The 25,659-nt window shown below is 66.1% G+C and carries 28 protein-coding genes; 8 read left to right on the top strand and 20 right to left on the bottom strand.

The features are described 5' to 3' along the window. Position 1 precedes the first annotated feature (1 nt). Positions 2–382, bottom strand: a complete 381-nt coding sequence (sdhD, locus tag H7F51_RS11950) for a succinate dehydrogenase, hydrophobic membrane anchor protein (protein ID WP_185664526.1) — start codon at positions 380–382, stop codon at positions 2–4. A 12-nt stretch (positions 383–394) separates the two neighbouring features. Further along, positions 395–799: a succinate dehydrogenase, cytochrome b556 subunit gene (gene sdhC, locus H7F51_RS11945; RefSeq protein WP_185664525.1), complete on the bottom strand. Its 405-nt coding sequence runs from the start codon at positions 797–799 to the stop codon at positions 395–397. 207 nt (positions 800–1,006) lie between these two features. Here sdhC and bla point away from each other — a divergent pair, with 207 nt between their 5' ends. From bla to H7F51_RS11925, 4 genes are all read left to right on the top strand, one after another. Further along, the gene (gene bla / locus H7F51_RS11940; RefSeq protein WP_185664524.1) at positions 1,007–1,927 is read left to right on the top strand and encodes a subclass B3 metallo-beta-lactamase; all 921 of its coding nucleotides are present in this window, start codon (positions 1,007–1,009) and stop codon (positions 1,925–1,927) included. A gap of 39 nt (positions 1,928–1,966) precedes the next feature. Continuing rightward, positions 1,967–2,887 (top strand): 50S ribosomal protein L11 methyltransferase, encoded by a 921-nt coding sequence (locus tag H7F51_RS11935; protein WP_185664523.1) that lies wholly within the window; start codon positions 1,967–1,969, stop codon positions 2,885–2,887. An 80-nt stretch (positions 2,888–2,967) separates the two neighbouring features. Continuing rightward, on the top strand, positions 2,968–3,516 hold the full coding sequence (locus H7F51_RS11930) for a hypothetical protein (protein ID WP_185664522.1): 549 nt from the start codon (positions 2,968–2,970) through the stop codon (positions 3,514–3,516). After that, entirely contained in the window at positions 3,513–4,022 is a 510-nt protein-coding gene (locus tag H7F51_RS11925) for a hypothetical protein (RefSeq protein WP_185664521.1), read from the top strand. The genes H7F51_RS11930 and H7F51_RS11925 overlap by 4 nt, the downstream gene beginning before the upstream one ends. 78 nt (positions 4,023–4,100) lie before the next feature. On the opposite strand, the gene H7F51_RS11920 is transcribed toward H7F51_RS11925, so the two are convergent. Next, positions 4,101–4,820 (bottom strand): class I SAM-dependent methyltransferase, encoded by a 720-nt coding sequence (locus H7F51_RS11920; protein ID WP_185664520.1) that lies wholly within the window; start codon positions 4,818–4,820, stop codon positions 4,101–4,103. A 180-nt stretch (positions 4,821–5,000) separates the two neighbouring features. On the opposite strand from H7F51_RS11920, the gene H7F51_RS11915 reads away from it, so the two are divergent. Next, complete coding sequence (locus H7F51_RS11915) at positions 5,001–5,447, top strand: c-type cytochrome (protein ID WP_185664519.1); 447 nt, start codon at positions 5,001–5,003, stop codon at positions 5,445–5,447. Between the two features lie 83 nt (positions 5,448–5,530). Here the strand turns inward: H7F51_RS11915 and H7F51_RS11910 are convergent, their stop codons facing one another. The 12 genes from H7F51_RS11910 to H7F51_RS11855 all read right to left on the bottom strand — a co-directional run bounded on the left by H7F51_RS11910 (position 5,531) and on the right by H7F51_RS11855 (position 17,673). Continuing rightward, positions 5,531–6,181: a DUF4440 domain-containing protein gene (locus tag H7F51_RS11910; RefSeq protein ID WP_185664518.1), complete on the bottom strand. Its 651-nt coding sequence runs from the start codon at positions 6,179–6,181 to the stop codon at positions 5,531–5,533. 657 nt (positions 6,182–6,838) lie between these two features. After that, complete coding sequence (locus H7F51_RS11905; protein ID WP_185664517.1) at positions 6,839–7,081, bottom strand: hypothetical protein; 243 nt, start codon at positions 7,079–7,081, stop codon at positions 6,839–6,841. Between the two features lie 59 nt (positions 7,082–7,140). Continuing rightward, positions 7,141–9,246, bottom strand: a complete 2,106-nt coding sequence (gene ligA / locus H7F51_RS11900) for an NAD-dependent DNA ligase LigA (RefSeq protein WP_185664516.1) — start codon at positions 9,244–9,246, stop codon at positions 7,141–7,143. After that, a complete protein-coding gene (recN, locus tag H7F51_RS11895; RefSeq protein ID WP_185664515.1) occupies positions 9,246–10,910 on the bottom strand; it encodes a DNA repair protein RecN in 1,665 nt (554 codons plus the stop codon). Before recN ends, ligA begins: the two co-directional genes overlap by 1 nt. Positions 10,911–11,068: 158 nt before the next feature. Beyond that, positions 11,069–11,614: a F0F1 ATP synthase subunit B family protein gene (locus H7F51_RS11890; RefSeq protein WP_185664514.1), complete on the bottom strand. Its 546-nt coding sequence runs from the start codon at positions 11,612–11,614 to the stop codon at positions 11,069–11,071. Continuing rightward, positions 11,607–12,098, bottom strand: a complete 492-nt coding sequence (locus H7F51_RS11885; RefSeq protein WP_185664513.1) for a F0F1 ATP synthase subunit B family protein — start codon at positions 12,096–12,098, stop codon at positions 11,607–11,609. Before H7F51_RS11885 ends, H7F51_RS11890 begins: the two co-directional genes overlap by 8 nt. 77 nt (positions 12,099–12,175) lie before the next feature. Beyond that, on the bottom strand, positions 12,176–12,403 hold the full coding sequence (locus tag H7F51_RS11880) for a F0F1 ATP synthase subunit C (protein WP_022677864.1): 228 nt from the start codon (positions 12,401–12,403) through the stop codon (positions 12,176–12,178). 49 nt (positions 12,404–12,452) lie between these two features. Further along, a complete protein-coding gene (locus H7F51_RS11875) occupies positions 12,453–13,235 on the bottom strand; it encodes a F0F1 ATP synthase subunit A (RefSeq protein ID WP_185664512.1) in 783 nt (260 codons plus the stop codon). 66 nt (positions 13,236–13,301) lie between these two features. Further along, complete coding sequence (locus H7F51_RS11870) at positions 13,302–13,619, bottom strand: AtpZ/AtpI family protein (RefSeq protein WP_185664511.1); 318 nt, start codon at positions 13,617–13,619, stop codon at positions 13,302–13,304. A gap of 195 nt (positions 13,620–13,814) precedes the next feature. After that, positions 13,815–14,207: a YdbL family probable chaperone protein gene (locus H7F51_RS11865; RefSeq protein ID WP_185664510.1), complete on the bottom strand. Its 393-nt coding sequence runs from the start codon at positions 14,205–14,207 to the stop codon at positions 13,815–13,817. Beyond that, a complete protein-coding gene (locus H7F51_RS11860; protein WP_185664604.1) occupies positions 14,207–14,362 on the bottom strand; it encodes a YnbE family lipoprotein in 156 nt (51 codons plus the stop codon). Before H7F51_RS11860 ends, H7F51_RS11865 begins: the two co-directional genes overlap by 1 nt. Before the next feature lie 113 nt (positions 14,363–14,475). Then, positions 14,476–17,673, bottom strand: a complete 3,198-nt coding sequence (locus H7F51_RS11855; protein WP_185664509.1) for an intermembrane phospholipid transport YdbH family protein — start codon at positions 17,671–17,673, stop codon at positions 14,476–14,478. A 76-nt stretch (positions 17,674–17,749) separates the two neighbouring features. Between H7F51_RS11855 and radC the strand changes: the two genes are divergently transcribed. Both radC and H7F51_RS11845 read left to right on the top strand, forming a co-directional pair. Then, positions 17,750–18,487 carry a RadC family protein gene (radC, locus tag H7F51_RS11850; RefSeq protein WP_185664508.1) on the top strand — a complete coding sequence of 246 codons (738 nt, stop codon included), beginning with the start codon at positions 17,750–17,752 and terminating at the stop codon, positions 18,485–18,487. Positions 18,488–18,634: 147 nt separating this feature from the next. Next, positions 18,635–19,804, top strand: a complete 1,170-nt coding sequence (locus H7F51_RS11845) for an acyltransferase family protein (protein ID WP_185664507.1) — start codon at positions 18,635–18,637, stop codon at positions 19,802–19,804. 3 nt (positions 19,805–19,807) lie between these two features. Here the strand turns inward: H7F51_RS11845 and H7F51_RS11840 are convergent, their stop codons facing one another. After that, entirely contained in the window at positions 19,808–20,203 is a 396-nt protein-coding gene (locus H7F51_RS11840; protein ID WP_185664506.1) for a response regulator, read from the bottom strand. Then, complete coding sequence (locus H7F51_RS11835; protein ID WP_185664505.1) at positions 20,170–20,643, bottom strand: response regulator; 474 nt, start codon at positions 20,641–20,643, stop codon at positions 20,170–20,172. The genes H7F51_RS11840 and H7F51_RS11835 overlap by 34 nt, the downstream gene beginning before the upstream one ends. A gap of 146 nt (positions 20,644–20,789) precedes the next feature. On the opposite strand from H7F51_RS11835, the gene purB reads away from it, so the two are divergent. Then, positions 20,790–22,103, top strand: coding sequence for an adenylosuccinate lyase (gene purB / locus H7F51_RS11830; protein ID WP_185664504.1), 1,314 nt, complete (start codon positions 20,790–20,792; stop codon positions 22,101–22,103). A gap of 73 nt (positions 22,104–22,176) precedes the next feature. Here purB and H7F51_RS11825 read toward each other — a convergent pair whose 3' ends face one another. From H7F51_RS11825 to H7F51_RS11815, 3 genes are all read right to left on the bottom strand, one after another. Beyond that, entirely contained in the window at positions 22,177–24,774 is a 2,598-nt protein-coding gene (locus H7F51_RS11825) for a TonB-dependent receptor (RefSeq protein WP_185664503.1), read from the bottom strand. Between the two features lie 124 nt (positions 24,775–24,898). Beyond that, positions 24,899–25,090: a YezD family protein gene (locus tag H7F51_RS11820; protein WP_185664502.1), complete on the bottom strand. Its 192-nt coding sequence runs from the start codon at positions 25,088–25,090 to the stop codon at positions 24,899–24,901. 117 nt (positions 25,091–25,207) lie between these two features. Continuing rightward, positions 25,208–25,648: an RrF2 family transcriptional regulator gene (locus H7F51_RS11815; protein ID WP_185664501.1), complete on the bottom strand. Its 441-nt coding sequence runs from the start codon at positions 25,646–25,648 to the stop codon at positions 25,208–25,210. Positions 25,649–25,659: the final 11 nt, after the last annotated feature.

The following is a 25,659-nucleotide window of genomic DNA, read 5'->3' as shown; positions in this document are numbered from 1 at the left end:
GTCAGGCTCCGAGCGCAAGGCGAACCGTGGTCAGGATGCCGAAGGCAGCGCCGCCAAAGGCGACGAAGTTCAGCGCGGCGCGGGCGGCGAATGCGCTGCCCGCCTCGTGGACGTAGTCCTCGATCACCACCAGCAGGCCCGAGCGGGCATGCCAGAAGTTGACGATGACGAAGAGCACCATGGCCGTGGCCGGCAGCGGGTGGACCAGCCAGGCCCGCACGGTCAGGTAATTGATGCTCGGCATCATCAGCAGCGAGAACAGGAGATAGAGCGAGACGACAAGGCTCGCGATGCCGGTGAGGCGTTCCTGCAGCCAGTTCGAGGCGCCGCTGTGCGCCGAACCGAGGCCGCGCACCCGGCCGATCGAGGTTCCGTTACCCATGGGTCTAATCCCTTAGCGAGCGAGGATGCAGGCCCAGACGCCTGCGGTGAGCACGACCGAGATCACGATCGTCAGCACCGACCAGCGGGCGTTCGATTCGAGTTCGTAACCGGCGCCCATGTCGAGCACGAAGTGGCGCAGGCCGGTGCAAAGGTGCTGGAAGAAGGCCCAGGTCAGACCGACCAGCACGACCTTGCCGTACCAGGCGCCCATCACGGCGCTGAACGTCGCATAGGCCGCCGGGCCCGAGGCGAGCGCGCCGAGCCACCACAGCAGAACGGCAAGGCCGACCACCGAAAGCCCGCCGCCGGTCACCCGGTGCAGGATCGAAACCAGCATCGCCGGGCCCCAGCGCCAGATCTGCAGGTGCGGCGAAAGCGGACGGTTGCGGGCGCCAACCTTGTTAGCACTGGCCATCTTCGCGAAAATCCCCATGAAATTGCCCGGCCCAAGCGCCGGAACACGGCGAGCGAAGCCCTCCGCGCGTCTCCCCTTAGTCAAAACGCGCTGTCGTGCAAGCGCGAGCGACGCCGGAATTGATCACATCGCAGGCCATTTCGCCTTTTGCGGTATTGACGCGCCGCCGGACATGACGGCCCGCGGGTCGTCGGCTAGCCTGTTCCCATGATATTGCGCCGCCTTGCCCTGCTCGCCGCCGCCGCGGCCCTCGCCTCGCCCGCGCCGGCCCAGCCATCCTTCGCCGGATTCGGCCCCGGCGGCCCCGACAAGGCCGGATTCCAGCGGATCGCCGCCCAGTGCAAAGGCAAGGAGTCCTTCTCCGACCCTTCCCGGCCCGCGCGGATCTTCGGCAATGTCTGGTATGTCGGCACCTGCACCGTCACCGTCCTGCTCGTCACCTCGCCGCGCGGCCATGTTCTGATAGACGCCGCGACTCACGAGGCCGCCCCCGCGATCCTCGCCAATATCCGCGCCCTCGGCTTCAACCCGCGCGAGGTCCGCTGGATTCTCACCAGTCACGAACACTTCGATCATGTCGGCGGCCTTGCCGACATGGTCCGCGCCACCGGCGCCCGCGTCATCGCCCGCGCCGCCGCCGTCCCGGTCCTGACCAGCGGCAAGGTCGATCCGGCCGACCCGCAGGCCCAGCGGATCGAAGGTTTCGCCCCGGTCCGTGTCGACCGCATCGTGGCCGACGCAGAAACCGTCGCCCTGCCTGGCCTCACCTTCACCGCTTCGGCCACGACCGGACACACGGCGGGCTCGACCAGCTGGACCTGGCGTTCCTGCGCGGGCCCTGTCTGCCGCCGCTTCGACTATGTCGATTCGATCTCCGCGCTGGCGCTGGGCACGTACCGGATGAGCGACCACCCCGCGCTGATCGCCCGTTTCCGCCAGACCTTCGCGCAAGTCGCCGCCCGCCCCTGCGGCGTGCTCCTCACCCCGCATCCCGCCGCCAGCGACATGTTCGCCCGTCTCTCCGGCCTCAAACCGCTGGCCGAACCCGGCGCCTGCCGCGCTTACGCCGCCGCGGCCGAAAAGCGCCTGAACGACCTCCTTGAGAGCGAAACCCGCGCCGGGAAGTAACCCTTCCCCAAAGCCCCGCCCGCGCGTAAGGCCCGGGCCATGTCAGCCAGCTGGAAGATCACCCTCCTCGCCCCGCGCCCCGTGATCGAGGCCGCTCTCATCGCCCATGAGGACGCCTTCGACTGGGACCCGGAGATCGTCATCTCCGGCAGCGAACTGGCCGAACACCGGCCCGACGACTGGCGCCTCGAAGCCTGGTTCCCGCGCAAACCGAGCAAGGCCGACAAGGCTGCCCTCGCCGCGCTCTTCGCCGATGGCGCGCCCGCGATGGAAATTGAGGAGCTGCCCGAAACCGACTGGCTCACCCTCAGCCAGTACAACGTCGCCCCGATCCGCGCCGGCATGTTCCACGTCCACACGCCCGAATATCCGGCGCTCGCCGAACCGGGCCTGCGCGATTTCGTCATTCCCGCCAGCCAAGCCTTCGGCACCGGCCAGCACGCCACCACCGCCGGCTGCCTCGCCATGCTCACCCACATGAAGCGGCAGGGCATCGTCATCCGCAACTACGCCGATATCGGCACCGGCACCGGCCTGCTCGCCTTCGCCGCGCGCGCCCTGTGGCCCCGCGCCCTCGGCACGGCGTCCGATATCGACCGCGTCTGCGCCGGCGTGGTCGAAGATAATGCCGCCCTCAACGCCGTGCCCATCGGCGCGGGCGCGGGCGAGCTGACCATGCTGATCGCGGCGGGCATGGAGCATCCCCTGCTCGAAGCGCGCGGGCCCTACGATCTCGTCATCGCCAACATCCTCGCCGGCCCGCTGATCGACCTTGCCCCCGATTTCGGCGGCTCGCTCGTCCCCGGCGGGCACCTCCTGCTCGCCGGCCTGCTCGAAACCCAGGAAGCTGGCGTGCGCGCCGCCTGTCGCCGCGCCGGGCTGCGCCTCGCCGCGCGCCTCGTGAACGGAGACTGGTCGATCCTCTGGCTGCGCAAGCGATCATCTTTCCGCTCTATGTGATCGGTCCCACTATCAGCCGATTGACACCCCGCCGCCCCTGATCCAGCCCGAGGCAAAGACCACGGGAGAGTTTCAGGATCATGTTCTCGCTGCCCACGCGCATCGCCCTCGCCTCCCTGGCCATGGCGCCGCTGGCCCTCGCGCTCCCGGCCCGGGCCGCCGAATCCGCCCCCCAAAAGGCCGACCTTTCGGCCTTCCTCGGCCGCTGGACGATCGACCCCGCCCGCACAAAGATGGGCCGAAACGGCCCCAATGGCGACAATATCCTGCGCGCCACCACCTTCACCTTTGAATTCCTGCAGGGGCGCAAGGCGATCACGATGAACGTCTATGCCGCCTGGCCGCAAACCGCGCCCACCCGCACCATGCCGCTCATCGCCGATGGGAAGGCCTACCCGTGCCCCGGCCCCAATCCCTGCCTCACCGCGGGCGGCACCGTGGCCGACCAGACCTATTCCTGGCACCAGGTGGACAATCACGCCCTCGCCCGCCTGTTCTACGTCAAGGGCAAGCTGTTCGACATCTCCACCCTCTCCGTCGCCGCCGACGGCCAGACCATGACCCTGATCTCGTGGGACCCGGCCACGCCCGAATACCAGAACATCCAGGTCTTTGGAAAACAGCCGTGATCCGCGCCCTGATCCTCGGCACGGCGCTCACAATCGCCACCCCGGCCCTTGCCGCCCCTGATCTCGGCGCGCTCTACGGCCGCTGGCAGATCGACCTCGCGCGCACCGAGATGAACCGCTTCGGCCCCGGCAAGCCGCAGATCGTCCGCTCGCCCACCTTCACATTCGTCTTCGCCCGCGAAGGCGACCACGCGGTCAACCACGTCTATGCCCAGTGGCCCCAGCCCGCGCCCTCGCGCTCGATGACGATGAAGGCCGACGGCAAGCGCCAGCCCTGCCAGGTTCCCACCGGCTGCCAGACCTGGGGCGGCAACGCGGCCGAGCAGGGGTACGAATACCACGCCCTCGCCCCGCGCCTGCTGATGCGCGTGTTCTACGACAAGGGCGAGCCCGCCGAATACACCACCTATGCCGTCTCGGAAGACGGCCAGACCTTCACCATGATCGCCTGGTCCGCGGCCACGCCATACTGGCAGAACCGCCAGGTCTTCACCCGCCAGAAGTAGCCAGAAGTAGAAAGCCGCCCTTCCCTCTTCCCCGCCCGCAGCGGGAGGGGAGAAGAGGGGTGGCCTTCTTGGCGAAACCTACTTCGGCTTGCGGAACTTGAGCACGAACTGATCCGAATTGTCGTGGATGTCGCGCGGGTTCTTGGTGTGGTCGTCGTCCGTCCGGCGCAGCGCGAGGCTCTCGTCGTCCAGCACGAAGCCGGCCTTCTGCACTTCCACGATCACCGCCGCCTCGTCGATCCGGTGCAGCCGCTCCACGTCGGCCAGCCAGGTGCCCGACGCGGCCCGGTGATCCTCGACAATATAGATCCCGCCGGGCTTCAGCGCGGCGAAGATCTCGGCATTGAGCTTGGCCGGCGAGCCGCCCCGCCCGTGCAGGTCGTGATAGTTCTGGCTGGTCCAGACAAGGTCGAGCGGCGCCGGCGCGGTTAAGGTGTCATACTTCACCATCTCGACATTCTTGTAGGCCGCCAACAGCGGCGCCATCCGCTCGGTCGCCCGCGCTGGGGCCGCTGCCGGCAGATAGGCATAGACCTTGCCCTTCGCCCCCACCGCCTTGGCGAAGATCCGGGTGAAATAGCCCGCTCCGGGCAGCAACTCGCCCACCTTCATCCCCGGGCGGAAGCCGGCGAATTCCAGCATGTCGAGCGGCTTGCGCGCCTCGTCGCGGGCCTTGTCCTCGGCCGGACGGCCGGCATCGGCCACGGCCGCAGTCATGAACGGCGCCGGCTTGGCCAGGGCTGGCGAAACCAGCGCAAGTGAAACGGCGGCGGCGGAAAAATATCGGAACATGCGCATCTCTGGTCTCCCCGGGTGACAGCTGCGGCTGGTCTCGCGCCAAGCTACACACAAGCGCGCCGCGCTGGCGAGGGGCTATTTGGTAATCAATTGTCCGCTGCCCCGGCCAGTCCCGCGAAACGCGCGGCCATCTTGTGCGTTGGCTGTCCAACACCGTCCGTCTCGCGCAAGGAATTCCCGATGATCAAGCTCGTCGCCGCCCTCTCGCTCGCCGCCCTCGTGGCCGGCTGCAGCGGGGTCGATCCCAATTCCCCGGCCGGCAAGCGCCACGCCGCCTATGAAAAGGTCGGCGCCGCCAACAAGGCGCTGGGCAAGGTCTTCGAGGCCCCCACCCCGGATCTCGCCGCCGCCGCCGAACCGATCGCCACGCTCAAGGCCCAGGCCGCCGTCCTGCCCAGCCTGTTCCCGGCCGGCTCCGGCCCCGAATCCGGGCAAAAGACCGAGGCCCTCCCCGCGATCTGGTCCGATCCCGCCGGCTTCTCCACCGCCATGAACAACTTCACCGGCGCCGTAGCGAAGCTCGATGCCGCTCACGCCGCCGGAGACCTCGCCGCCACCAAGGCCGCCGCCGCAGACCTCGGCAAGACCTGCAAGGCCTGCCACACCAAGTACCGCAAGAAAGACTGATCCCGCCTTCCCGGCGCCTCACGTCCCCCTAACTCCCCTCCCGCAGGCGGGAGGGGCCGGGGGTGGGCAAATCAACCCCTAGTTCAATGCGCCACGGTCGGCACCGGCAGGTCGGTCGGAATCTTGTTCGGCGCCATCGGCGGCGGCCCCTTGTCGTTGGGATTGTAACCCTGCGAGGTCTGCCAGAACAGCAACTGCCAGCGCCCGTCCCGCTTGACGTAGGCGGCAAGGTAAGTCCCCGTCATCCGGCGGTCGCCGGTCAGGGTATAGATCGTCGCATGGGTAAAACCGGTATTGCCCGAGACATAGACCGTCCGGCTCTCTGGCTCGATCGAGCGCCACGGCGTATTCCCGGTCGCCAGCTCCTTCATGTAGTCGGCTTTGGTCTGCACTCGTCCCGTCGCATGGGTATAGATCAGCTCGTCCGCCATATAGCTGCCCGCCGTCCTGGCGTCGTGCGCGATCTGCGCCACGAACCGCGCATCCTCGGCGGCCAGCAGCTCGGCCTCCGGCGATCCCGGCAAGACCTTGGTAAGGTTGCGCGGCTCCGCCTCGGCGGCGTGCACCGCCACCGGCGCCGCTGCGAATGTTACGGCCATCACCGCGCTCAAAACGCCCATCAGCTTCATCGAAAATCTCTCCAGCTTGTCTTGGCCAGAGTTCAGCCGCGCGAGGACGTTCACCCCCGCGCCGACAGGCCCGGCAGCATCGACCATGCCGCCGTGACCGGTCACAGGTAAAATGAATTGAAGGAACCCCGCGATAAGGCCCGCTTATCGCCCCGTGCCTTCAACTGCCCACCCAACACCCGCCCTCGGGGTTTTCCCAGGCAAAACGGCCATTCCACACACGCTGAAATAGTCGCCGAATGCCACCAACCCCGCTCAGCCTGAGCCTGTCGAATGCCACGCGCCAAGTTCAGCATGACGATCAATTAACGGTCGGCAGTTCCCCCAACATACCCGCCATCGCGTCTCCGGTTCAGCGATCCGACAGTTGCCGATGGTCCATGTCTGAAACGAAGGGCAGTTTTGTGAAATTTTCCGCAAAAAGCGGACTATCGGCACACGATAACATTACGAACGTCGCTGGGTCCAAAGACGTTGCGGGCACTTCTAATTTTCGCTCTAACTTATGGAATGGAGGCTTTGGAATCACTTTTGCGAAAGTTCGCTCGCCAAACGCGTGCTCGCTGGTGGATCGGCAAGCGGCCGAATGTCCGTGATAGCCAGCTTACAAATGCAATTGCGGGCCAAGTTGGGTTGCCCACTGTGCACCAAGAGTCGTTTTTCAGTGGCAGCCTAATTCAATTGAGCCGAGCCGAGGCGGCGCATGTGCTAGCGGTGGCGGGTACAACGAGTTTAGCCTATGGGCGAGCATCCCCAAGAGGCTCACTTGTCAGTACTGCGCAGGCCGCTCTCGCTGAATTGCGCGAGAATGCGACGTTTCTTGGCAATGGACGATGGAAGGACGCGCCGGCGCTCAGTTGGACGCCCCTTACCTCCGCTACGTTCGAATGTGGCGTCATCGGTTTCGACGACGAAACAGCATTCATTTTCTGGGTCGAAGAAGAAGATTGAGAGCAAGATCGACGGTCCGGTTTCGATGAATGTTTGCCCCAACACCCCCGCCATCCGACGCGCCGCAACAGCTCACCAACAACAGCCCATCGTGCGATCCCCACACACGCGCCCTACCCCGCCGCCTTGACGATCTCCGCCCAGGCCGCCTCGTCGATCACCTCGATCCCGAGCGCCGCCGCCTGCTTGAGCTTCGACCCCGCCCCCGGCCCCGCCACGACCAGATCGGTCTTCGCCGAAACCGAGCCCGCCGCCCGCGCGCCCAGTGCCTCGGCCTGGGCCTTGGCCTCGTCGCGGCTCATCGTCTCCAGCTTGCCGGTAAAGACCACGGTCTTACCCGAAACCGGGCTGTCCCGCGTCTCCACCACATAGGCCGGCGGCGAGACTTCCGAGAGCAGGTCATCCCACACCGCCACATTGTGCGGCTCATGGAAAAAGTCGCCCAGCGCCTCGACCACAACCGGGCCCACGCCCTCGATCCCCAGCAATTCGGCCCGCGCATCCGCCACTTCGGGCAAGTCAGCGGGCGCGGTCAGCAAGTCCGGCGCATTGACCCGGATCGCATTGGCCTTTTCCGCCACCTCGCGCAGCGCAGGAAGGGTCTGGAACCGCTTGAGCAGGTCCCGCGCCGTCACCGCGCCGACGTGGCGCACACCAAGCCCAAACAGCAGCCGCGCCGCATCGGGGCTGCGCTTGGCCTCGATCGCTGCCAACAGGTTATCCACAGACTTGTCCTTCCACCCCTCGCGCCCCACGATCTCGGCGCGGCGCCGGCGCAGGCGGTAGATGTCGGCCGGGCTTTCCAGCCAGCCAAGCCCGAAGAATTCGGCGATGGTCTTCTCCCCCAGCCCTTCGATGTCGAGCGCCGCGCGCGACACGAAGTGCCGCAGCCGTTCGGTCCGCTGCGCCGGGCAGATCAGCCCGCCCGTGCAGCGCACGTCGACCTCGCCCTCCTCGGCCACGGCCTCCGAACCGCACTCCGGGCAATGGTCGGGAAAATGGAACGCCCCCCGCTCGGTCTCACGGCTCAGGTTCTCGACCACCTGCGGGATCACGTCCCCAGCCCGCTGCAAGACGATGCGGTCCCCGATGCGCAGGCCCAGACGGGCAATCTCGTCCCTGTTGTGGAGTGTCACGTTGGCCACGGTCACCCCGCCGACCGAAACCGGCGTCAGCCGCCCGACCGGCGTCAGCTTGCCCGTCCGCCCGACCTGGATGTCGATCGCCTCCAGCGTCGTCTCGGCCTGCTCGGCCGGGAACTTGTGAGCCAGACCCCAGCGCGGAGCCTTGGCGACGAAGCCGAGCCGGGCCTGCCAGTCGAGGCTGTCGACCTTGTAGACCACGCCGTCGATATCATAGGGGAGGTCCGCGCGGCCTGCCTCAATCGTACGATAGCGTTGCAGTGCCGTTGCAGTGTCGTTGCAAATCGCCAGCAAGGGCGAGACCGGAATGCCCCACGAGGCGATCCGGCGCATCATCGCAAACTGGCTCTTTTCCGGCACTTGCGAGGCCGCACCCCAACCATGGGCGAGGAATTTCAAGGGCCTGGCCGCCGTTACCCGCGCATCCTTCTGGCGCAGCGACCCGGCAGCGGCATTACGCGGATTGGCGAAGACCTTCTCGCCTTTCTCCACCTGCGCGGCATTGAGCGCAAGGAAGTCCGCCTTGGCCATATAGACCTCGCCGCGAACCTCGAAAACGTCTGGAAATTCGCAAGCAAGTTTTTGAGGAATATCAGAAATATGCGCGACGTTGGCGGTAACATCCTCGCCCACCTGCCCATCCCCGCGCGTAGCAGCACGCACCAGAACACCCCGCTCATAGCGCAGCGAACAGGACAGACCATCAATCTTGTCCTCCGCCGTCAGCGCCACCTCGGCGTCCTCGGACAGGTTCAAAAAGCGCCGAACTTTGGCAACGAATTCAACAACTTCCTCATCAGAGAAAGCATTGTCGAGGCTCATCATCCGAACCTCGTGCGCCACCTTGGACAGAGGCGATCCGGAAACCTCATGCCCCACGGCCCGCGAAGGACTGTCCTCGCGCACCAGATGCGGAAACTCAGCCTCCAGCGCGGCATTGCGCCTGACCAGCGCGTCGTACTCAGCATCGGAAATTTCCGGTGCATCTTCAGCATGATAGCGCCGATTGTGATAGGCAATAAGCTTGGCCAGCCGCATCAACTCGTTGGCGGCATCAGCCTCCGACAGGGCATCCATCACACCCTCTCCAGCAGCCGGTCAGCCTGGGCCCGCGCCTCGGGCGTGATCTCCGCACCCGACAGCATCCGGGCAATCTCTTCCTGCCGTCCAGCTGCGTCAAGCAGGTGAACAGAGGTTCGCGTCACCGTACCTTCGCTAGACTTTTCAATCATGTAATGCCCATTCCCGCGCGCGGCGACCTGCGGGCTGTGTGTCACGGCAAGCAATTGCCCACCCGTGGCAAGCCGCGCCAGACGCTCACCAATCGCGCTTGCCACAGCCCCGCCGACGCCCCTGTCGATCTCGTCGAAAATGACCGTTGCCGCCCCGCCCTCTTCGGCAAGAGCGACCTTCAAGGCGAGGATAAACCGCGACAATTCACCGCCCGACGCAATCTTGCCCAAAGGCGCAAAGTCGGCTCCCGGATTGGTCGCGATCAGGAATTCGACCGCATCGATTCCGCCCGGTCCCCAACGATCGTCGGGCAAGCGCACCACCGCCGTCCGGAATCGCGCGGCATCAAGCTTGAGCGGCGCCAGTTCCGCCGCCACGGCCGCGTCAAGCCGCTGCGAAGCCTCGAACCGCTGGGCCGAAAGCCCTTCCGCCCGCGCCTGATAGTCCAGCTGAGCCTCATGCGCCGCGCGCTCCAGCCCCGCGATTTCCGCCTCGCCGCCTTCGATCGCGTCAAGCTGCGCGCGCATTGCCACCATGCGGTCCGGAAGGTCATCCACCGCGCAGCCATGCTTGCGCGCCGCTGCCCTGAGCTCGAACAGGCGCGTCTCGATCCGGTCGAGCGCCATCGGATCGTGGGCCAGCGCCTCAGCCGCGCGCGCCAGCCTGTCCTCGGCCTCGCCAGCCTCGATCACCGCCCGGTCGAGCGCCTCCAGCGCCTCAGCCAGCAGTGGATGCTCCCCGGCAATCCGGTCAAGCCGCCGCGCCGCGCCGCGCAGGATTGCCAGCGCGGAGTCCGAGCCCTGCCACAAGTGCTGGAGCGCCGAGAGATCGTCCGCCAGCTTCTCGCCCTTCTGCATCGCCGTCCGCGCGGCAGCGAGCTCTTCCTCCTCCCCCGCTTCCGGAGCCAAGGCCGCCAATTCGGAGACATGGGCCAGCAAGAGGTCCTGATCCGCCGAGGCCTGCGCCACCCGCGCCCGGGCTACGGCCAAGCGGTCCTCGGCAATGCGCCAGGCTTTCCAAGACGCCTCGACGCCGGCCACATCCGCCCGTGCGTAGCGGTCAAGCAAGGCGCGGTGGCCTCTGGGATTTACCAAGCCGCGATCGTCGTGCTGGCCGTGAAGTTCGACCAGATGGGGACCCAGTTCGCGCAGCAGCGCGGCGCCGACTGGCTGATCGTTGATAAAGGCCCTGGAACCGCCGTCAGCCTTGAGCTGGCGGCGGATCAGCAACGGCTCACCCGGCTCAATCTCGACTTCAGCCTCAGCCAGCGCCGTTGCGATCCCGAACGGAAGGGACGCGAATTCAAAGCTGCCGGTAACGCTCGCCTTGTCTTCCCCGGCCCGGACCAACCCTGAATCGGCACGATTGCCCAGAACAAGGCCGAGCGCATCGAGCAGGATCGACTTGCCCGCGCCGGTCTCTCCGGTCAGCACGCCAAGGCCGCCCGCAAAGTCGAGGTCAAGTGCCTCGATGAGCACGATGTTGCGGATCGCGAGTCTGGTCAGCATCGGCGGGCCATGATGTTCGCGGGACGTTCTAGCGACGCTTGAGGCCGAGGTCACGACCCAAGCTGCGCGCAGCTGGGGATTTCTCGCAAACGAGCGGCAGACAAAAGAAAACCCCCGCCAAAGCGGGGGCTTTCCTTGTCCGGTCAGGAGCGCGAGGCTCAGAGCCCAGAAATCGCCTGATCGACCAGGCTCTTGTCGGCGGCCGCGTCGTGCTTGCCCTTGATCAAGGCTCCAGCGGCGGCGGCGGCGGCAGCAGCAGCGCGGTTGCGCAAATCCTGCACGGCGGCGAGTTCGGCGGCGGCGATCTTGTCTCCGGCCATCTTTTCGCGGCGCGCGATCAGGTCGGTCGTATCAACCTCCGCCTTGGCCACGATCGCTTCGGCCTCGTGCTTGGCATGGGCAACCATCTCGGCTGCCTCGCGCTCGGCATTGGCGATCTTGTCGGCATATTCCTTGCGCAGGGCCTCGGCCTCGGCGCGCAGCGCCTTGGCTTCTTCCAGCTGGTGCCTGATCTCCGCGATCGAGTTGTCGAGGCCGGAGGTCACCGCACCCGGTACCTTCTTCCACAGCATGATCGCGATCAGGACAGTCATCGACAGGGCGACGAACCAGCCCGCGCCAAACCCGGCGACGGTCGGTTCGGCAGCCTCATGACCACCGGCATGCTCGGCCGCAGCGGCCAGAACGATCAGCAGGTTAGCCATGGAGCACCTCCTTTACAGCGGCGCGCGCAGTGACGTCGTCCACCGAAAGACCGGCGAGACGCGAGGCGATCTGCCCGGCGGCTTCGGCGGCGACCAGTTCGATCTCGCCCAGCGCACCGGCGCGAGCAGTCTCGATCCGGCCTTCGGCCTCGGCCAAGCGGACATCGATCGTCTTGTTGGCGACGGCAAGCCGCGCCTCGGTTGCCTTGGCCGCATCGAGCTTGGCCGCGGCTACCAGGGCATGGGCCTCGGCCCGCTGCTTGTTGGCCTGGACACGCCAGGCCTCTTCCTCCGCGTCAGCGGCCTTGCGGGCAGCTTCTGCGGCGGCGAGATCGGCCGCGATCTGCTTGTCGCGGGAATCGACGGCCGCCATGACCTTGGGCACGAAGCCCCGGCCGACGACAAGGAAGACTAGGCCAAAGAACACCAGCAGCCAGAAGACCTGGCTGGAATAGGTGGTGGCCAGCTGAGCTATCTGAGGCATTGCTGCATCCCAGGCTGGAACGGCATTAAAGAGGCCGGGACCATATCACGTCCCGGCCCGAAACAGTCAGTCGAACGTCAGGCGACGAAGATCAGGATCATCGCGACGACGAACGAGAGCAGACCGAGAAGTTCGGCGGCGGCGAAGCCGATGAACAGGCGGCCCTGCTGGCCGTCGGCAGCGCCCGGGTTACGCAGCGCGCCTTCGAGGAACTTCGCGAAGACGTTGCCCACACCGAGCGAGGCAAGGCCGGCGCCGATCGCGGCAAGGCCAGCACCGAGAAGCTTTGCGCTCTGAGCGTCCATGTCAAAAACTCCTTAGTTTTCAATTCCGAGTGGAATGGTTTTGAGAAAATTAGTGAAGATTCTCAGCGTCGTTCAGATAGACGCAGGTGAGAAGTGCGAAAACGTAGGCCTGGATGCCGGCAACCAGCAATTCCAGTGCGCAGATGCCGACCATCAGCAGGAAGCTGGGCAGCGCGGCAATGCCGAAGGTCAGAGCACCGGCATTGGTGCCTGAAATCACGAAGCCCGAAAGCACTTCGAGCAGCACGTGACCGGCCATCATGGCGACGAAGAGACGCAGGCCGAGGCTGAACGGGCGGACCATGAACGAGATCAGCTCGATCGGGAAAATGATCGGGATCATCGCCAGCGGGGTGCCGTGCGGCACGAACAGCGAGAAGAAGTGGAAGCCGTGCTTGGTAAACCCGCGGATCAGCACGATCGAGAAGCTGATGATCGCCAGCACGCCGGTCACGGTGAAGTGGCTGGTGGGCGTGAAGGGATGCAGGCCGACGAGCGCCAGCGGCAGCAGGCCGAGCATGTTCGCAAAGAGAATGAACATGAACAGCGAGAAGACATAGGGCAGGTAAGCCCGGCCCGAGGCGCCGATGTTGGCGCGCAGCAGATCGTCAACGAAACCGGTGAAGCTTTCCACCGCCATCTGCCAGCGACCGGGGACTAGAGCCTGCTTCGCACCACCGCCAACGAAGACGATCAGCACGAAGGCCGTGATCGCCATCCACAGCGCCGAATTGGTGAAAGCGATGTTGTAGCCAGCCAGAGACAGGTGATCGGTGCCGAACAACGGCTCGATCGTGAACTGGTGAACCGGATCGACCTTGCCTTCCGCCACTTTGCGTAAACCCCGTATTCGCTGTTCACCCGCACCCGCCGTTGGATGCAGGCCATGGCCGCACGCCTATTGAGGCGGACGGCTGGAAATCCTGATGATGTTCCGGAAGGCCACCACGACCCCCATGAACAACATCACGAGCAGGCCCCAGGGCTTGGTACCGGCGAACTGGTCGATGACCCAGCCGATAAACGCACCACCTACGAGCCCCCCCACCAGTTCACCCAGGATCCGGTTGCCCAAGCGATAGTTCGCATCGGCCTCGGTCTTCACTGGGCGGTTGCGTTCGCCTTCCCGCTCGCGCGCGGCCTTCAGCCGCTGCTCGAGCGCGTCGATCCGCGCATCTTCGCCGATGGGCCCCTCATCGTTGGATTCGCTGGACATGCCATTTTTCCTTGCGGCTAAGCGGCACGCTCAACGGCTCCCCTCCGAGGGCGCCGACCCCTTAGGCGGGAGGGGTATTCAAGTCAACCGCGGCGAAAGACACTATCCCTGCGACCTGTCGCATGAATGCAACGGCCCCGGCGCATTCCCATGCGCCGGGGCCGGAATATCAGACCAAAGTAGGTTGCCGGAGGCTCAGGGGCAGCGAGCGTCGCGCTGCGGCGGGCCGGCCCCGCGGGTCGCCCAAGAACCGTCCGGCGCCTGGTACTTTTCCCCCGAAACGGTCCGCGAAATGGCGAGGCAACCGGCGGTCAGGGCATATTCCTCGACCGTGGCATGCTGGGCCTGCGCCTGTTGGGCGTAGACCGCCTTGCGCTTGATGTTGAGATCCTCGACCAGGCGCTTCACGTCGGCGCTGGGCGGCACGACGAAGCCGAGATAGCCGTCCATCTTCTCGCCGATCTGGCCTGCGGAGCGCGCGGCGGCATAGGCCGGATCGCGCTGCTGGGCGACGGCCAGACTGCCGGCCGTAACCCCGCCGATCAGCAGAGCGGCGGCGAGGCGACCAAGATACCAACGCAAGGACATCAGAAAATCTCCGGGTTCTTGTCGATCGTGTTTCCGGCATCCTCGGCCAGACGGTAGATCACTTCCTGCTTGATGTTGATGTTCAGCTCGATGACGATCGGCTTGTCCGGCGCATTCACAGAAATGCACCCGCCCAGCGCCATCGACCCGCTCATCAGCACCAGCGCGGCTTGCGCCACCTTCCGGCTCCGGCCCGGCCCCACCCTGTTTCGCTCCTGCATCGGCAGGCTTGTCGCAAGGCGGAGGCGATCGGTCAATTCGGGATGATTCATGGCCTTGTCTCGCTGACTGGAGGCTGAATGTCGGCAGGCCGAACGATCGGCTTGCCGTTGGGGCCGAGCAGGCCCAGCGTCCGGGGGTCCTTCACGTAAGCCGGATCGTACATCGCCTTGAACGAGGTGATGAGCTGGTAGAACGGCGCTCGGATGTTGACGTTGAACTGCAGCGGCAGGTTTGCAAAACGCCGGGTGACGATATTGCGCTTGGCCCCGGCGCCCTGCTTGACCCCGTCGAAACGGACGCGAGTGACGATGTTGCCTTCGAGCGCCCCGTCCATTGCGATTCGCATCTGTTTGTAATCAAGCGATTTCAGGGCATCGAAGGCGAAGTTGGCGATCGGCGAGAGGTCCTTGTACGTCAGCGCGCCGACATAGGACAGGTTGCCGCCCGGCGGGCGTGAGGCGAGCAGCCCGCCCTCGATCCGTCCGCCGTTCTCGTCGAACACCAGCGGCAGGCTGCCGTCGAATGCGCCGGTGGCGCTGATGTTGGCCAATTCCATCTGGGCGACGAACTTGGCCGCATCGAGCGCCTCGATATCGAGCACGTAGCGGCGCGTCTCGGCAACGCCGATGTTGAGATCGACCGGGCGCAGGTGAAGCATCCCCCCCAGGAACGGCCATTCTCCGCCCTCGACCGCCAGGACATTGCCCTTTTTCATCTGGAACAGGATCGCCCCGTCGGTCACCTCGATTCCGGGATTGATAGAGGCGATGGCCAGACGCTGGTGCGGGGCCGTGGTGAAATTGACGAGATCGGTAAACTCGACCGTGCCTGAGGCGCTCTTTACCGGGCCAAAGGCGGCGGCAAAATCAAGTGAATCGGTGCTGAACCGGCCCGAACTGGTGACATCGCTCGCCGTCCAGTCGAATTGCCCCCTGCCCTTCACCGTCCCGCGCGCATTGGCGACGACGCCGAGCAACTGGCGGGTGAGCGTATCGGGCTGGAGCCTGTCGTCGAATACGAGGCCATCGACCACGAGATCGGCATGCCCTCGCCCGGAAGCGAGATCGTGGCGGACGGCAATCCCAGCCACTTCACGGCGCGAGGCAGGCTCACGCAGGACTGCATCGGCGGTGATCCGGTTGTCGGCCAGTACCAGCCCCGCCCCTTCCGCAGCCAACGGCTGGAAGCGGTCCACCTGGGCCCGGTCCTCAAGCCGGAAGGCGGCATTGCTGACCGTCAGCCGGCCGTCCACCAAGGTCCACTGCCCCGTCGCATCGAGCAGGTCGAGCGGGACGGAGAACAGCCTTGCGTCGGTCCCCGCGAAAGTGCCGGAGATTTCCTTGCCGACGGTGGCCTTGAGATCGGCCAGCCGCAGCCGCGTCGGACTGTCGGCCGGGCCCAGCGCAACATCGAGTTCCCTGGCAAACAGCGCCCCCGGCTGAGCGTAGCCAACCGGGCCGCTGTTGATGCGGATCGGCGTTTCGCCAAGGCGGCCCGAAAGATCGAGCGAAGGCGTGCCGAAGGCGATGCGCGTGCCGCCCGGCCCGCTCCTCACAATCGATCCCCCCGGCCCGGGGCAGAGCAGCAGCGAGCGGGAATCGAGTGCGAGGTTGGCATAGGCCAGCGCGTCGAACCGCACCGTCTCGCAGCGCGACCACAGCGAAAGGACCCCGCCCGGCGTCCGCCGCCCGTCAATCGGAATCGTGAGGTTCTCGGCCCGTCCGCCGGGCAGCGGGCCCGATGCGATCGCCGTGCCGGAAAAGCCGAGCGCGCCGTTGGTCGTCTGCGCCACGACCAGCCTCGGCAAGGCGATCCGCGCGCCCTCGGCCCGGTATTCAGCCATCGTCAGGGCGACTTGGGTGTCGCCGCGCGGCCCCTTGGTCATCCGTCCGGTAATGCGCGGCAGGCCCGGGCCGCCGGTGGTGAAATTGCCCGCCAGCCGGTCCGCCCTCGCCCCGCCCGAGGCGTACTGGACGCGTGACAGGGCGAGCAGGGTCTGGCCGCTGCCCCCGATGAGTTGACCTTGCGGAACTACGACATTCAGATTGCCATTGGCCCGGCGCAGCACCACGTCGGCGGCGAGGCGACTGGCGCGCCCTTCGCGCACCAGCGCGGCGCGGATCTGGCGCATGACCGGAGCGACGAGACTGTCCGCCCCGGCCTCTTCGATCGCGCCGAGGCTTCGGCTCATGGCCTCGCCCGGCCTCAGGCCGCCGCCGTCAAGCGCTGTGTCCACGTCGAGCCTGGCAAAGCCATCCCGCGCCCGGAGGACGCCCTTGGCCGCGAGGGTTGACGCGCTCGCCCAAGCAGTGGCGAGGCCGCGCCCGAGCAGGTCGTATTTTGCGGTCAGGGCGCCGCTGCGATAGGCAAGGTCCGCGCTGCCGTTGAGCCCGCGGGCCGAACTCGTGCCCAGCGCCAGCCCTCCCGTGGCCACGTCGAGCCGGGCCGTTCCGCTGGTGAAATCCTTGTCGGCCACGGCGTCCACGCCGATCTCCGCCTTGGCGAGGCGCGGACCCGACACCCCGCAATCGACTCTCCCGAGGCGCAGTGGCCCCAGCAGATGCGGCTTCTCGGCCGTCATGGTGAGGCTGCCGTAAAGGCTCGCATCCTTGGCCCGGCAGGAGCCCAGCACCAGTTCCGGGGCAACGGCCGCCACTTCGCCGGCGAAGCCGCTGCGCAAGTTTCCGCGCCCATCGAGCTTGATTCCCACCGGGCCCATCGCTCCGGTCAGCCGCCCTCGCCCGTCAATCACGTTGAGCGCGATATCGGGCAGGCGGAACGGTCCCTTGCCCTTGGGGCCGTAGAGCAGCTTGTCGAGACTGCCGAAGCTGGCCTTGCCATCGACCAGCCGGCCGTAAAGCCGGGGGCGGACGAGGGTAATCGTGCCGATCTCGGGATAGCCGAGCCGGGGCTCGATCTCGATCTCAGCCCGCTCGATGGTCAGGTCCGGGTGCGCCGGATCGCCGATCACGATGTTGGAAATGACCTGCCGGCGCGGCCCGATCGAATCGACCCGGTAGGTTCCGGGCAGGCCGAGCTGGCGCAGTTGGCCGGCAATCACGTTGTCGGCAATGTCGTTACGCGTCACCCAGACCGCGCCGAGCGCCAGGCCCACGACCCCGCCCGCCACGCCCAGCACGCGCAGCCAACGTCGGCGACGTTCACCGCTGCCGAGATCCGGCCCTTCCTGTTCGGGATAGATGGTGGCCGCACCCTGGGGCTCACCGTCCGATGTTTCGTTCATCGCCTTACACTTGCGCCCTCGTCCCCTGAAAGGCAATGCTTGGCGTGGTAACGGCGAGACCGGGGGAAAGTTGCGGGTGGACGGAAAAGGCTTGTTCGGCGAGGCACCGCCCCCGCTCGCCGCAGCGAGCGAACGCGATCCGGCGCACGATTCGTCCGGCCACCGCGCCCGGCTGCGCAAGCGCCTGCTCGAAGGCGGGATCGATGCCCTCGCCGATCATGAGGTCATCGAATACCTGCTGATGACCGCGATCCCGCGCAAGGACGTCAAGCCGCTGGCGCGCAGCCTGATCCAGCGGTTCGGCTCGCTCGCCGCCGTGCTCAACGCCCCGCCCGATACGCTCGCCCTCCATCCCGGCATGGGAGAGAGCAGCGCCGCGGCCATGCGCATCGTCGCTGTGGCCACCCGCCGCCTTGCCCGCCAGCAGGTGCGCGAACAGCCCGTGCTCGCCTCCTGGCAGGCCCTGATCGATTACCTGACGATCGACATGGCCCACCTCACCAAGGAGCGGGTGCGGATTCTCTACCTCAACACCCGCAACATGCTGATTCTCGACGACCATGTCGGCGATGGTTCGCTCGACGAGGCGGCAATCCACCCGCGCGAGGTGATCCGCCGTGCGCTCGACGTCGGCGCCGCGGCCCTGATTCTCGTCCACAACCACCCCTCCGGCTCGCCCGAGCCGAGCCGGGCCGACATCCAGGTCACTCACCGCATTGCCGAGGCCGGGCGCCTGCTCGGGGTGACGGTTCACGATCACGTGATCATCGGCCGCGAGGGTCACGTCTCGCTGCGCGCCCGCGGACTGATCTGAGGGCCGCGTTGCCGCGCCCGCCACATTTTCGCCTCAATCCATGGCCCCTCGCACACGGCCTGCCGCAGCGCACAAGCGGTCCGCTTGCCATCCCGGCCGGTTTGAGCCACCGCCTGCGGCGCAACAGGGATCCTTATCGCAACCGCAATGTCAGTGTTCCAGTCCGCACCGACCAGCAGGCTCGCCCCGCAGGATGAGGGTGTGCGCAGCCTTGCCGCCGATCCCTTCATCACCGCCCCGCTCTCCACCTGCCTCGACCTGATCCGCTTCTTCGCGGCGCTGGTCGTCCTGGTCTGTCACGCCGCGCAGGCCCGGCTGTACGAAGGCTGGTTTCCCGACATTCCGCTTGCCCAGCACTATGCCGTGGTGGTGTTCTTCGTGCTGTCCGGGCTGGTGATCACCGCCTCGGTCCTGCGCGGTCCAGCGTCGTTCTCGCGCTATGCGATCGCCCGCGCCTCGCGGATCCTGCCGGTCTCGCTGACCGCGCTGGCATTCTCGACCCTCGCCTATTTCGTGGTGACGTCGCTTGGCGGCTCGGCCCAGCATACCGACACCTACGGCAAGCTCAGCTGGGCCGGGACGGTACTGCCGCTGATGTTCCTCAGCGAAAGCCCATGGGGCGCGGGGCCGGTCTGGAACCCGCCCTACTGGTCGCTGTGCTACGAGGTCTGGTACTATGCCCTGTTCGGTGCGGCCGTCTTCCTGCGCGGGCCGCAGCGGATTGGAGCGCTCGCTCTATTCGCCCTGTTCGCGGGCCCGCGCATCTTGCTGATGTTCCCGGTCTGGCTGGTCGGCGTCGTCCTCGTACTGACCCCACTTGCTCGGCGCACAGGGCCGCTTGCCGGTGCCATGCTGGTCGCGGCCGGCCTCACCGCGGCCTGGCTGCACACGGAATGGGTTATGCCGGGGCTACACCTGATCCGCGATCTCGCCGGCCCTTACCGCAACGACCTCTCCTTCTCCCGCTTCGCGCTGAGCGACCTGCTTCTGGCCCTCGCCGTGGCGGCGACCTTTGCCGGCCTCAGGCCGATCGCCAATCGCTGGCCCGCGATCTGGCAGATGCTGGATGCGCCCGCGCGCAAGCTTTCCGGGTTCTCCTTCACGCTCTATCTGTTCCACTGGCCCTTGCTGCTGCTGGCCAAGACCCTCGGCCTGACCGCCGGTGACAGCCTGCCAGGCTTCCTCATCGAGGTGCTCAGCCTGCTTGCCGCCTGCTACGCGATCTCCTTCGTCACCGAACGGCAAAGCGGCCGGGTCCGCACCCTGCTGGAGCGCGGCCTTGCCGCCTTGCGCGAAAGGCGCGCGGCCCTCGCCTGAAGGCTACTGCAAGCGCGGCGCCTTCATCCGGCGGATCTGGTCGAGCACGAGCTGCGGATCATAGGGGCGGCCCAGATCCGGGCCCTCTTCGCACAGTTCACCGGCCGCTCGCGCAGCGGCGGCGACATTGCCGGCCAGCACCACCCTCACCTCGGGCCGATGGGCGCGAACCCATACCCGCAGCGCGAATCCGTTGCCGCCGGTCAGGCCAACGTCGCACAGGACGATGTCCGGCAGCACGCCGTCCTCGGGGCGTTCGAGTATGCTGATCACCTCGTCGAAATTGGTCGCCTCGACCACGCGGTAGCCACAGTGGCGCAGATATTCGGCCAAGGCGTGACGTACCAGCGTGTCGCTGTCAGCGATCAGGAGGTTCTTCGGTCCTTCATAGTCTGCCATGCGTTCCCCATCATTTCCTTCACGGCAGATAAAAGCTCGGAGAAGGCATATGGTTTCGCAAGCATGCGATCCGCCCGGGGATCTCCGGCCTCGGGCAGCCGGGCCGATGCCAGCAGGATCGGCAGGCCGGGGCGCAGATCGCGGCACAGCGCGGCCAGTTGCAGACCGTCGAGTTCGCCTGGCATGTTGATGTCGGTGATCAGCGCGTCCAGCACGGCCGCGCTCTCCAGCACCGCCAATCCCTCGGCACCGTTTCCGGCCTCGATCACGCTTATTCCCGCCTCGCGCAGCGATTCGGCATCCGCCATGCGGATCATGATCTCGTCCTCCACCAGGAGGACCACCGGCCTTCGCCGGCTCTGGTCTTGATGCCCCTGTTCGGCGAGGGTCATGCGGTCTTCCAATCGACAAGCCCCGTCCATGGAGTCGGCATCGATCATTGAACCGTAAGCCTAAATCAGGTTCGCTCCAATGCCCGACCGGCGAAAATCAGGGGATCGGGCCGGCGCCTCCGATGCGCCGCGCTCTTGCCTTCCGCGCGGGCGGCCCCTAGCGGCCCTGTCAACCACGAACAAGGAGTCGAACCATGGTCCCCCGCTATGCCCGTCCCGCGATGACCGCGATCTGGGAACCGGAAGCGCGTTACAAGATCTGGTTCGAGATCGAGGCCCATGCCACCGAGAAGCTCGGTGAGCTCGGCGTGGTCCCGCCCAGCGGCGCCAAGGCGCTGTGGGACTGGTGGGCCACCAACCCCACCATCGACGTCGCCGCGATCGACGCTATCGAGGCCGTGACCAAGCATGACGTGATCGCCTTCCTCGACTGGGTGGCCCAGCAGGTTGGCCCGGAAGCGCGCTTCATGCACCAGGGCATGACCAGCTCCGACGTGCTCGACACGACCCTTGCAGTCCAGCTCGCCCGCGCTTCCGACATCCTCCTCGCCGATCTCGATGCCCTGCTCGAGGCGATCAAGCGCCGGGCGCTGGAGCACAAGTACACGCCGACCATCGGTCGCAGCCACGGCATCCACGCCGAGCCGACCACCTTCGGCAAGAAGCTGGCCGAGGCCTATGCCGAGTTTGCCCGCTGCAAGACCCGCCTGATCGCGGCCCGCGCAGAGATCGCCACTTGCGCGATCTCGGGCGCGGTTGGCACTTTCGCCAACATCGATCCCTCGGTCGAGGAATATGTCGCCGAAAAGCTCGGCCTGGCACCCGAGCCGGTATCGACCCAGGTGATCCCGCGCGATCGCCACGCTATGTTCTTCGCCACGCTCGGCGTGATCGCCTCCTCAATCGAGCGCCTCGCAGTCGAAATCCGCCACCTCCAGCGCACCGAGGTGCTGGAAGCGGAGGAATACTTCTCGCCCGGCCAGAAGGGCTCGTCGGCCATGCCGCACAAGCGCAACCCGGTGCTGACCGAGAACCTCACCGGCCTTGCCCGCATGGTCCGCTCGGCGGTCACCCCGGCGCTCGAAAACGTGGCCCTGTGGCATGAGCGCGACATCTCCCACTCCTCGGTCGAGCGTTACATCGGCCCCGACGCCACGATCACGCTGGACTTCGCCCTCGCCCGCCTGACCGGCGTGGTCGACAAGCTGGTGATCTACCCGGCGCGGATGCAGAAGAACCTCGACAAGATGGGCGGCCTCGTCCACTCGCAGCGGGTCCTGCTCGCCCTCACCCAGGCCGGGCTGGAGCGTGACGCTTCCTACCGCCTCGTCCAGCGCAACGCGATGAAGGTGTGGGAATCGGATGGCCAGCTCAACCTGATGGAACTGCTCAAGGCCGACCCGGAAGTCGCCGCCGCGCTTACGCCTGCGCAGATCGAGGAAAAGTTCAACCTCGACTATCACTTCAAGGCGATCGACACGATCTTCGAGCGCGTCTTCGGCGAGTAAGCCAAGCCCGCAAGGCATCAAAAAAGCCCGCCGGAGCGATCCTCCGGCGGGCTTTTTCGTGTCTGCCTTCCGCTCAGAACTCGACCTTGACCGTCCCGCCGAAGGTACGCGGATCGCCAATGTTGGCCACCAGCAAGCCGACGCTGTTCGGTGCAACCTGCAACTGCTCGACGTAACCCTTGTCGAAGGCATTGCGGACCCAGCCGTAAACGTCGATCTTGCGGCCCTTGTCATCCCGGTCCGAGCGCCAACCGAAGCGGAAGTTGACCAGGGTGTAGCCGGGCAACGTCGCCGCCGGCGAAGGCGTGGCGTTCGACGAGAACGAGCTGCGGGTATTGCCGTCAGCGCCGAGGAAGATCTGCCCATCCTTGCCGAAGAACTTGACCGGCAGATTGCCTTCCCCGCCGAGCGAAAGCGAATACTTCGACACGCCGGGCAGCTGCTGGCCGGAAATGTTGCAGCTCACCGGGCTGACGTTGGCCGGCAGCGCGGTCGGGATCGTGCAATTGGTGCCCGAGAAGGTCGACCCGCCCGAGAGCTCGATCGGCGGCGGCGCATTGGTGAACTCGCGGTAGGTCGCATCGGTATAGGCGAAGTTGGCATAGGCGTTGAACCGCTCGCTCGGCCGCACCGAGAAATCTGCCTCGATCCCCTGCGAGCGCACCTTGGGCACGTTGGCGACATAGCCGCGCAGCGTAGAAAGCGAGGCCGCGTTGTTGCTCGAGAACACCGCCTGATAGTTGCTGATGTCGGTGCGGAAGGCCGCGAGATTGAGCGTGACCTTGCGGTCGAAGAACTGCGACTTGATGCCCAACTCGAAGTGATGGACGCCTTCGGGCGCAACCGTCTGGTACTGGGTCTGCGGCAGGCCCGTGGTCGCATCGGCCGGCACGCCATTGAGGTTGATGCCGCCGGTCTGGAAAGTCTTCGAATAGGTCGCATAGGTGTGGACATCGGGGGCGATGTCGTAGCTCAGCGTCAGGTCGTAGGAGAGGTTCCACGCCGAGAAGCTGGGCGCATAGCTCTCCGGCAGCAGCACGCCGATCTGCGCCTTCTGCGTCGGCGTGCCGGTCGAGACCATGCCCGGGGTCAGCAGGTTGCCGGCCGCATCGCGGACCACCGCGTTGTAGGACCCGCTCTTCTTGTCATAGTTGACCCGCGCGCCCGGCTGGATGGTCAGGCCCGGCAGCGGCCGCCAGCTTGCCTGACCGTAAACCGACCAGCTGGTGTTTGCGAGGCGGATCGTGTTCGTCGAATTGAGCCCGTTGAGAACATTCAGGTTGTACACATTGGCCGGGTCGGAGCTGGGCGAAAGCAGCCACTTGGTCGCGGCCGCGCCCTGCTCCTGGTAGCCGTTGGTGTTGACGACCTGATAATAATAGAAAGTGCCGAGCTGGAAATCGAGCGCGTCGCTGTGCTGGTTGTAGCGCAGTTCCTGCGTAAACTGCTGCTGCTTCGACGGGTTCTGGCTCTTGGTCGTGATCCGCAGCGCGGTAAAATCGCGGTCGTTCGACGGGTCCCAGTTCCAGAAGCGCCAGGCGCTGATCGAGGTCAGCGTGCCTGCGCCGAGATCGAGCTTCGCGCGCAGCGAAGCCCCGCCGATCGACTGCTTGGCGCGCAGTTCGCCGTCAACGTCGCTGATCCGGTTGGCGAAGCCCTGATTGGCCGGATTGGTCAGATAGGCGTTAGTACCCGCCGCCTTGCCCGCGGCAACGTCGTAGAGCGCCGGGTATTGGCGATTCAGAACACCGCCGACGAGCACCCCCTTCTGCGTTGGAACATAGGCATAGAACACGGTGGCGCAGCAAAGGGTGTTCTGGTGGCTCCAGTCACCTGCGAGGCTCACCTCAAGATTGCTCGCCGCCTTCCACAGCAACTGGGCGCGCAGGCCGGTGTTCGACTGGTCATTGTTCCACTTGTTGGTGGTCGAATTCCAGATCGTCCCGTTCCGCTTGGTTTCGGAAATCGCGATCCGCGCCGCCAGCGTGTCCGACAGCGGCCCCGATACGGCCGCCTTGGCCTGGACATAGCCGTAGTTGCCGAAAGACACTTCGGCCCGGCCTTCCGGATCGAAAGTCGGCTGGCGCGAGGTGATGTTGATCGCGCCGGCGGTCGTGTTCTTGCCATAGAGCGTGCCCTGCGGCCCGCGCAGGACCTCGATCTGGGCCACGTCAAGGAAGTCGAAGGTCGAGGAAGCGACGCGCGAATAGTAGACGTCGTCGACATAGATGCCGACGCCCTGGTCGATCCCGTCGTTGGTCAGGCCCAGCGGGGCGCCGAAACCGCGGACGTTGACCGAGGTGTTGCGCGGGTTGGACGAATAGAACTGCAAGGTCGGGGTCAACTGCTGCAGGCGGCCGACGTTGAAAGCCCCGGTGTTGTCGATGTGATCGCCGCCGACGACCGCGATGGCCAGCGGAACCGACTGCGAGGTTTCGTTGCGGTGGCGGGCGGTGACGACGATGTCGCCCTGGTCGGTCGCACCAGTACCGGCGGAACTGCGCTGCTCACCGTCAACAGCGGCGGAATCGGCCCCGGCTGCATCGACAGTCGCGGAAACGGTGGCGATAGGCGCGGCAGAAGCAGGAACTTCCTCGGCATGAGCCTGAAGCGGAAGCGCCGAGCCAAGAGCGGTGGCGGCCAGCAGGCCGCTGCGGACGAACGAATGCATGAATCCAATCCTCTGAAGGGAATGGATGCATCCGGCGGTCCGGTCTGCATCAGATGAGAAATGCCGGACAAAGCCCCCGGCGGCAGAAAATCTTTAGTTCGAAAGAGCCCCCTGAAGGGCACGCTCAGGAAAAGCGCTGGCGCTCGGTAACTTCGAGCTGGACCACCCGGCCGTCGTGGACGGTGAGCTCGATCGCGCCGTAGCGCAGGCGTCCGATCGCCGCCGTCACAGCCTCGATCACAGCGCTGCGATCGAACTGGGCGGCCTTGTCAGGGGCGGCGCCATCGCGGTGCCCTGCGTGATTCGTCTGTGCCATGAGTGCCTCCTTGTTGGCGGCATTCATATCTCTACTTTTTCAGTAGACAAGAGGAGAAGCGCTATCGCGCGGCGAAGCGGAACTATTTCGCGCCGTATCGCCGCTCGAGTACGGACCCTAGCCCTCCACGCCGGGGAACGGCGGCTCCAGCTTGATTGGGTCCGCCAGCGTGATCCGGTCCAGCATGTTGGCCGTCTCGTCCCGCAGCGTGAGCATCAGGCCGCGCAGGCGGCATTCGGCCTCGGGCAGGCAATTGGTGCAATGTTCGTGCGCGTTGCGCGCCGCGCAGGGCACCAGGGCCAGGCTCCCCCGCGTCAGGCGGATGATGTCTCCGTAGCGGATGTCGACCGGGGGCAGCGCCAGCTCATAGCCGCCTTCCCGCCCCCTGTGCGATGTCACGACGCCCTCGCGCACCATTTCCGACAGGATTACGGTCAGGAACTTGCGGGGGATGTTCTGCGCCTCGGCAATCGCATCCAGCCGCACTGGCCCCTGCCGCCAGTGATCGGCAAGGTGCTGGAGGGCGCGGATCGAATAGCGCGTCTTTTGCGAAAGCATGGCGCCACAAA

The organism is Novosphingobium flavum, from assembly GCF_014230315.1.
In the GTDB taxonomy this organism is placed as follows: Bacteria; Pseudomonadota; Alphaproteobacteria; order Sphingomonadales; family Sphingomonadaceae; genus Novosphingobium; species Novosphingobium flavum.
Note: the sequence above shows the minus strand (reverse complement) of the source record. Positions and strands in the feature narration are given on the sequence as shown.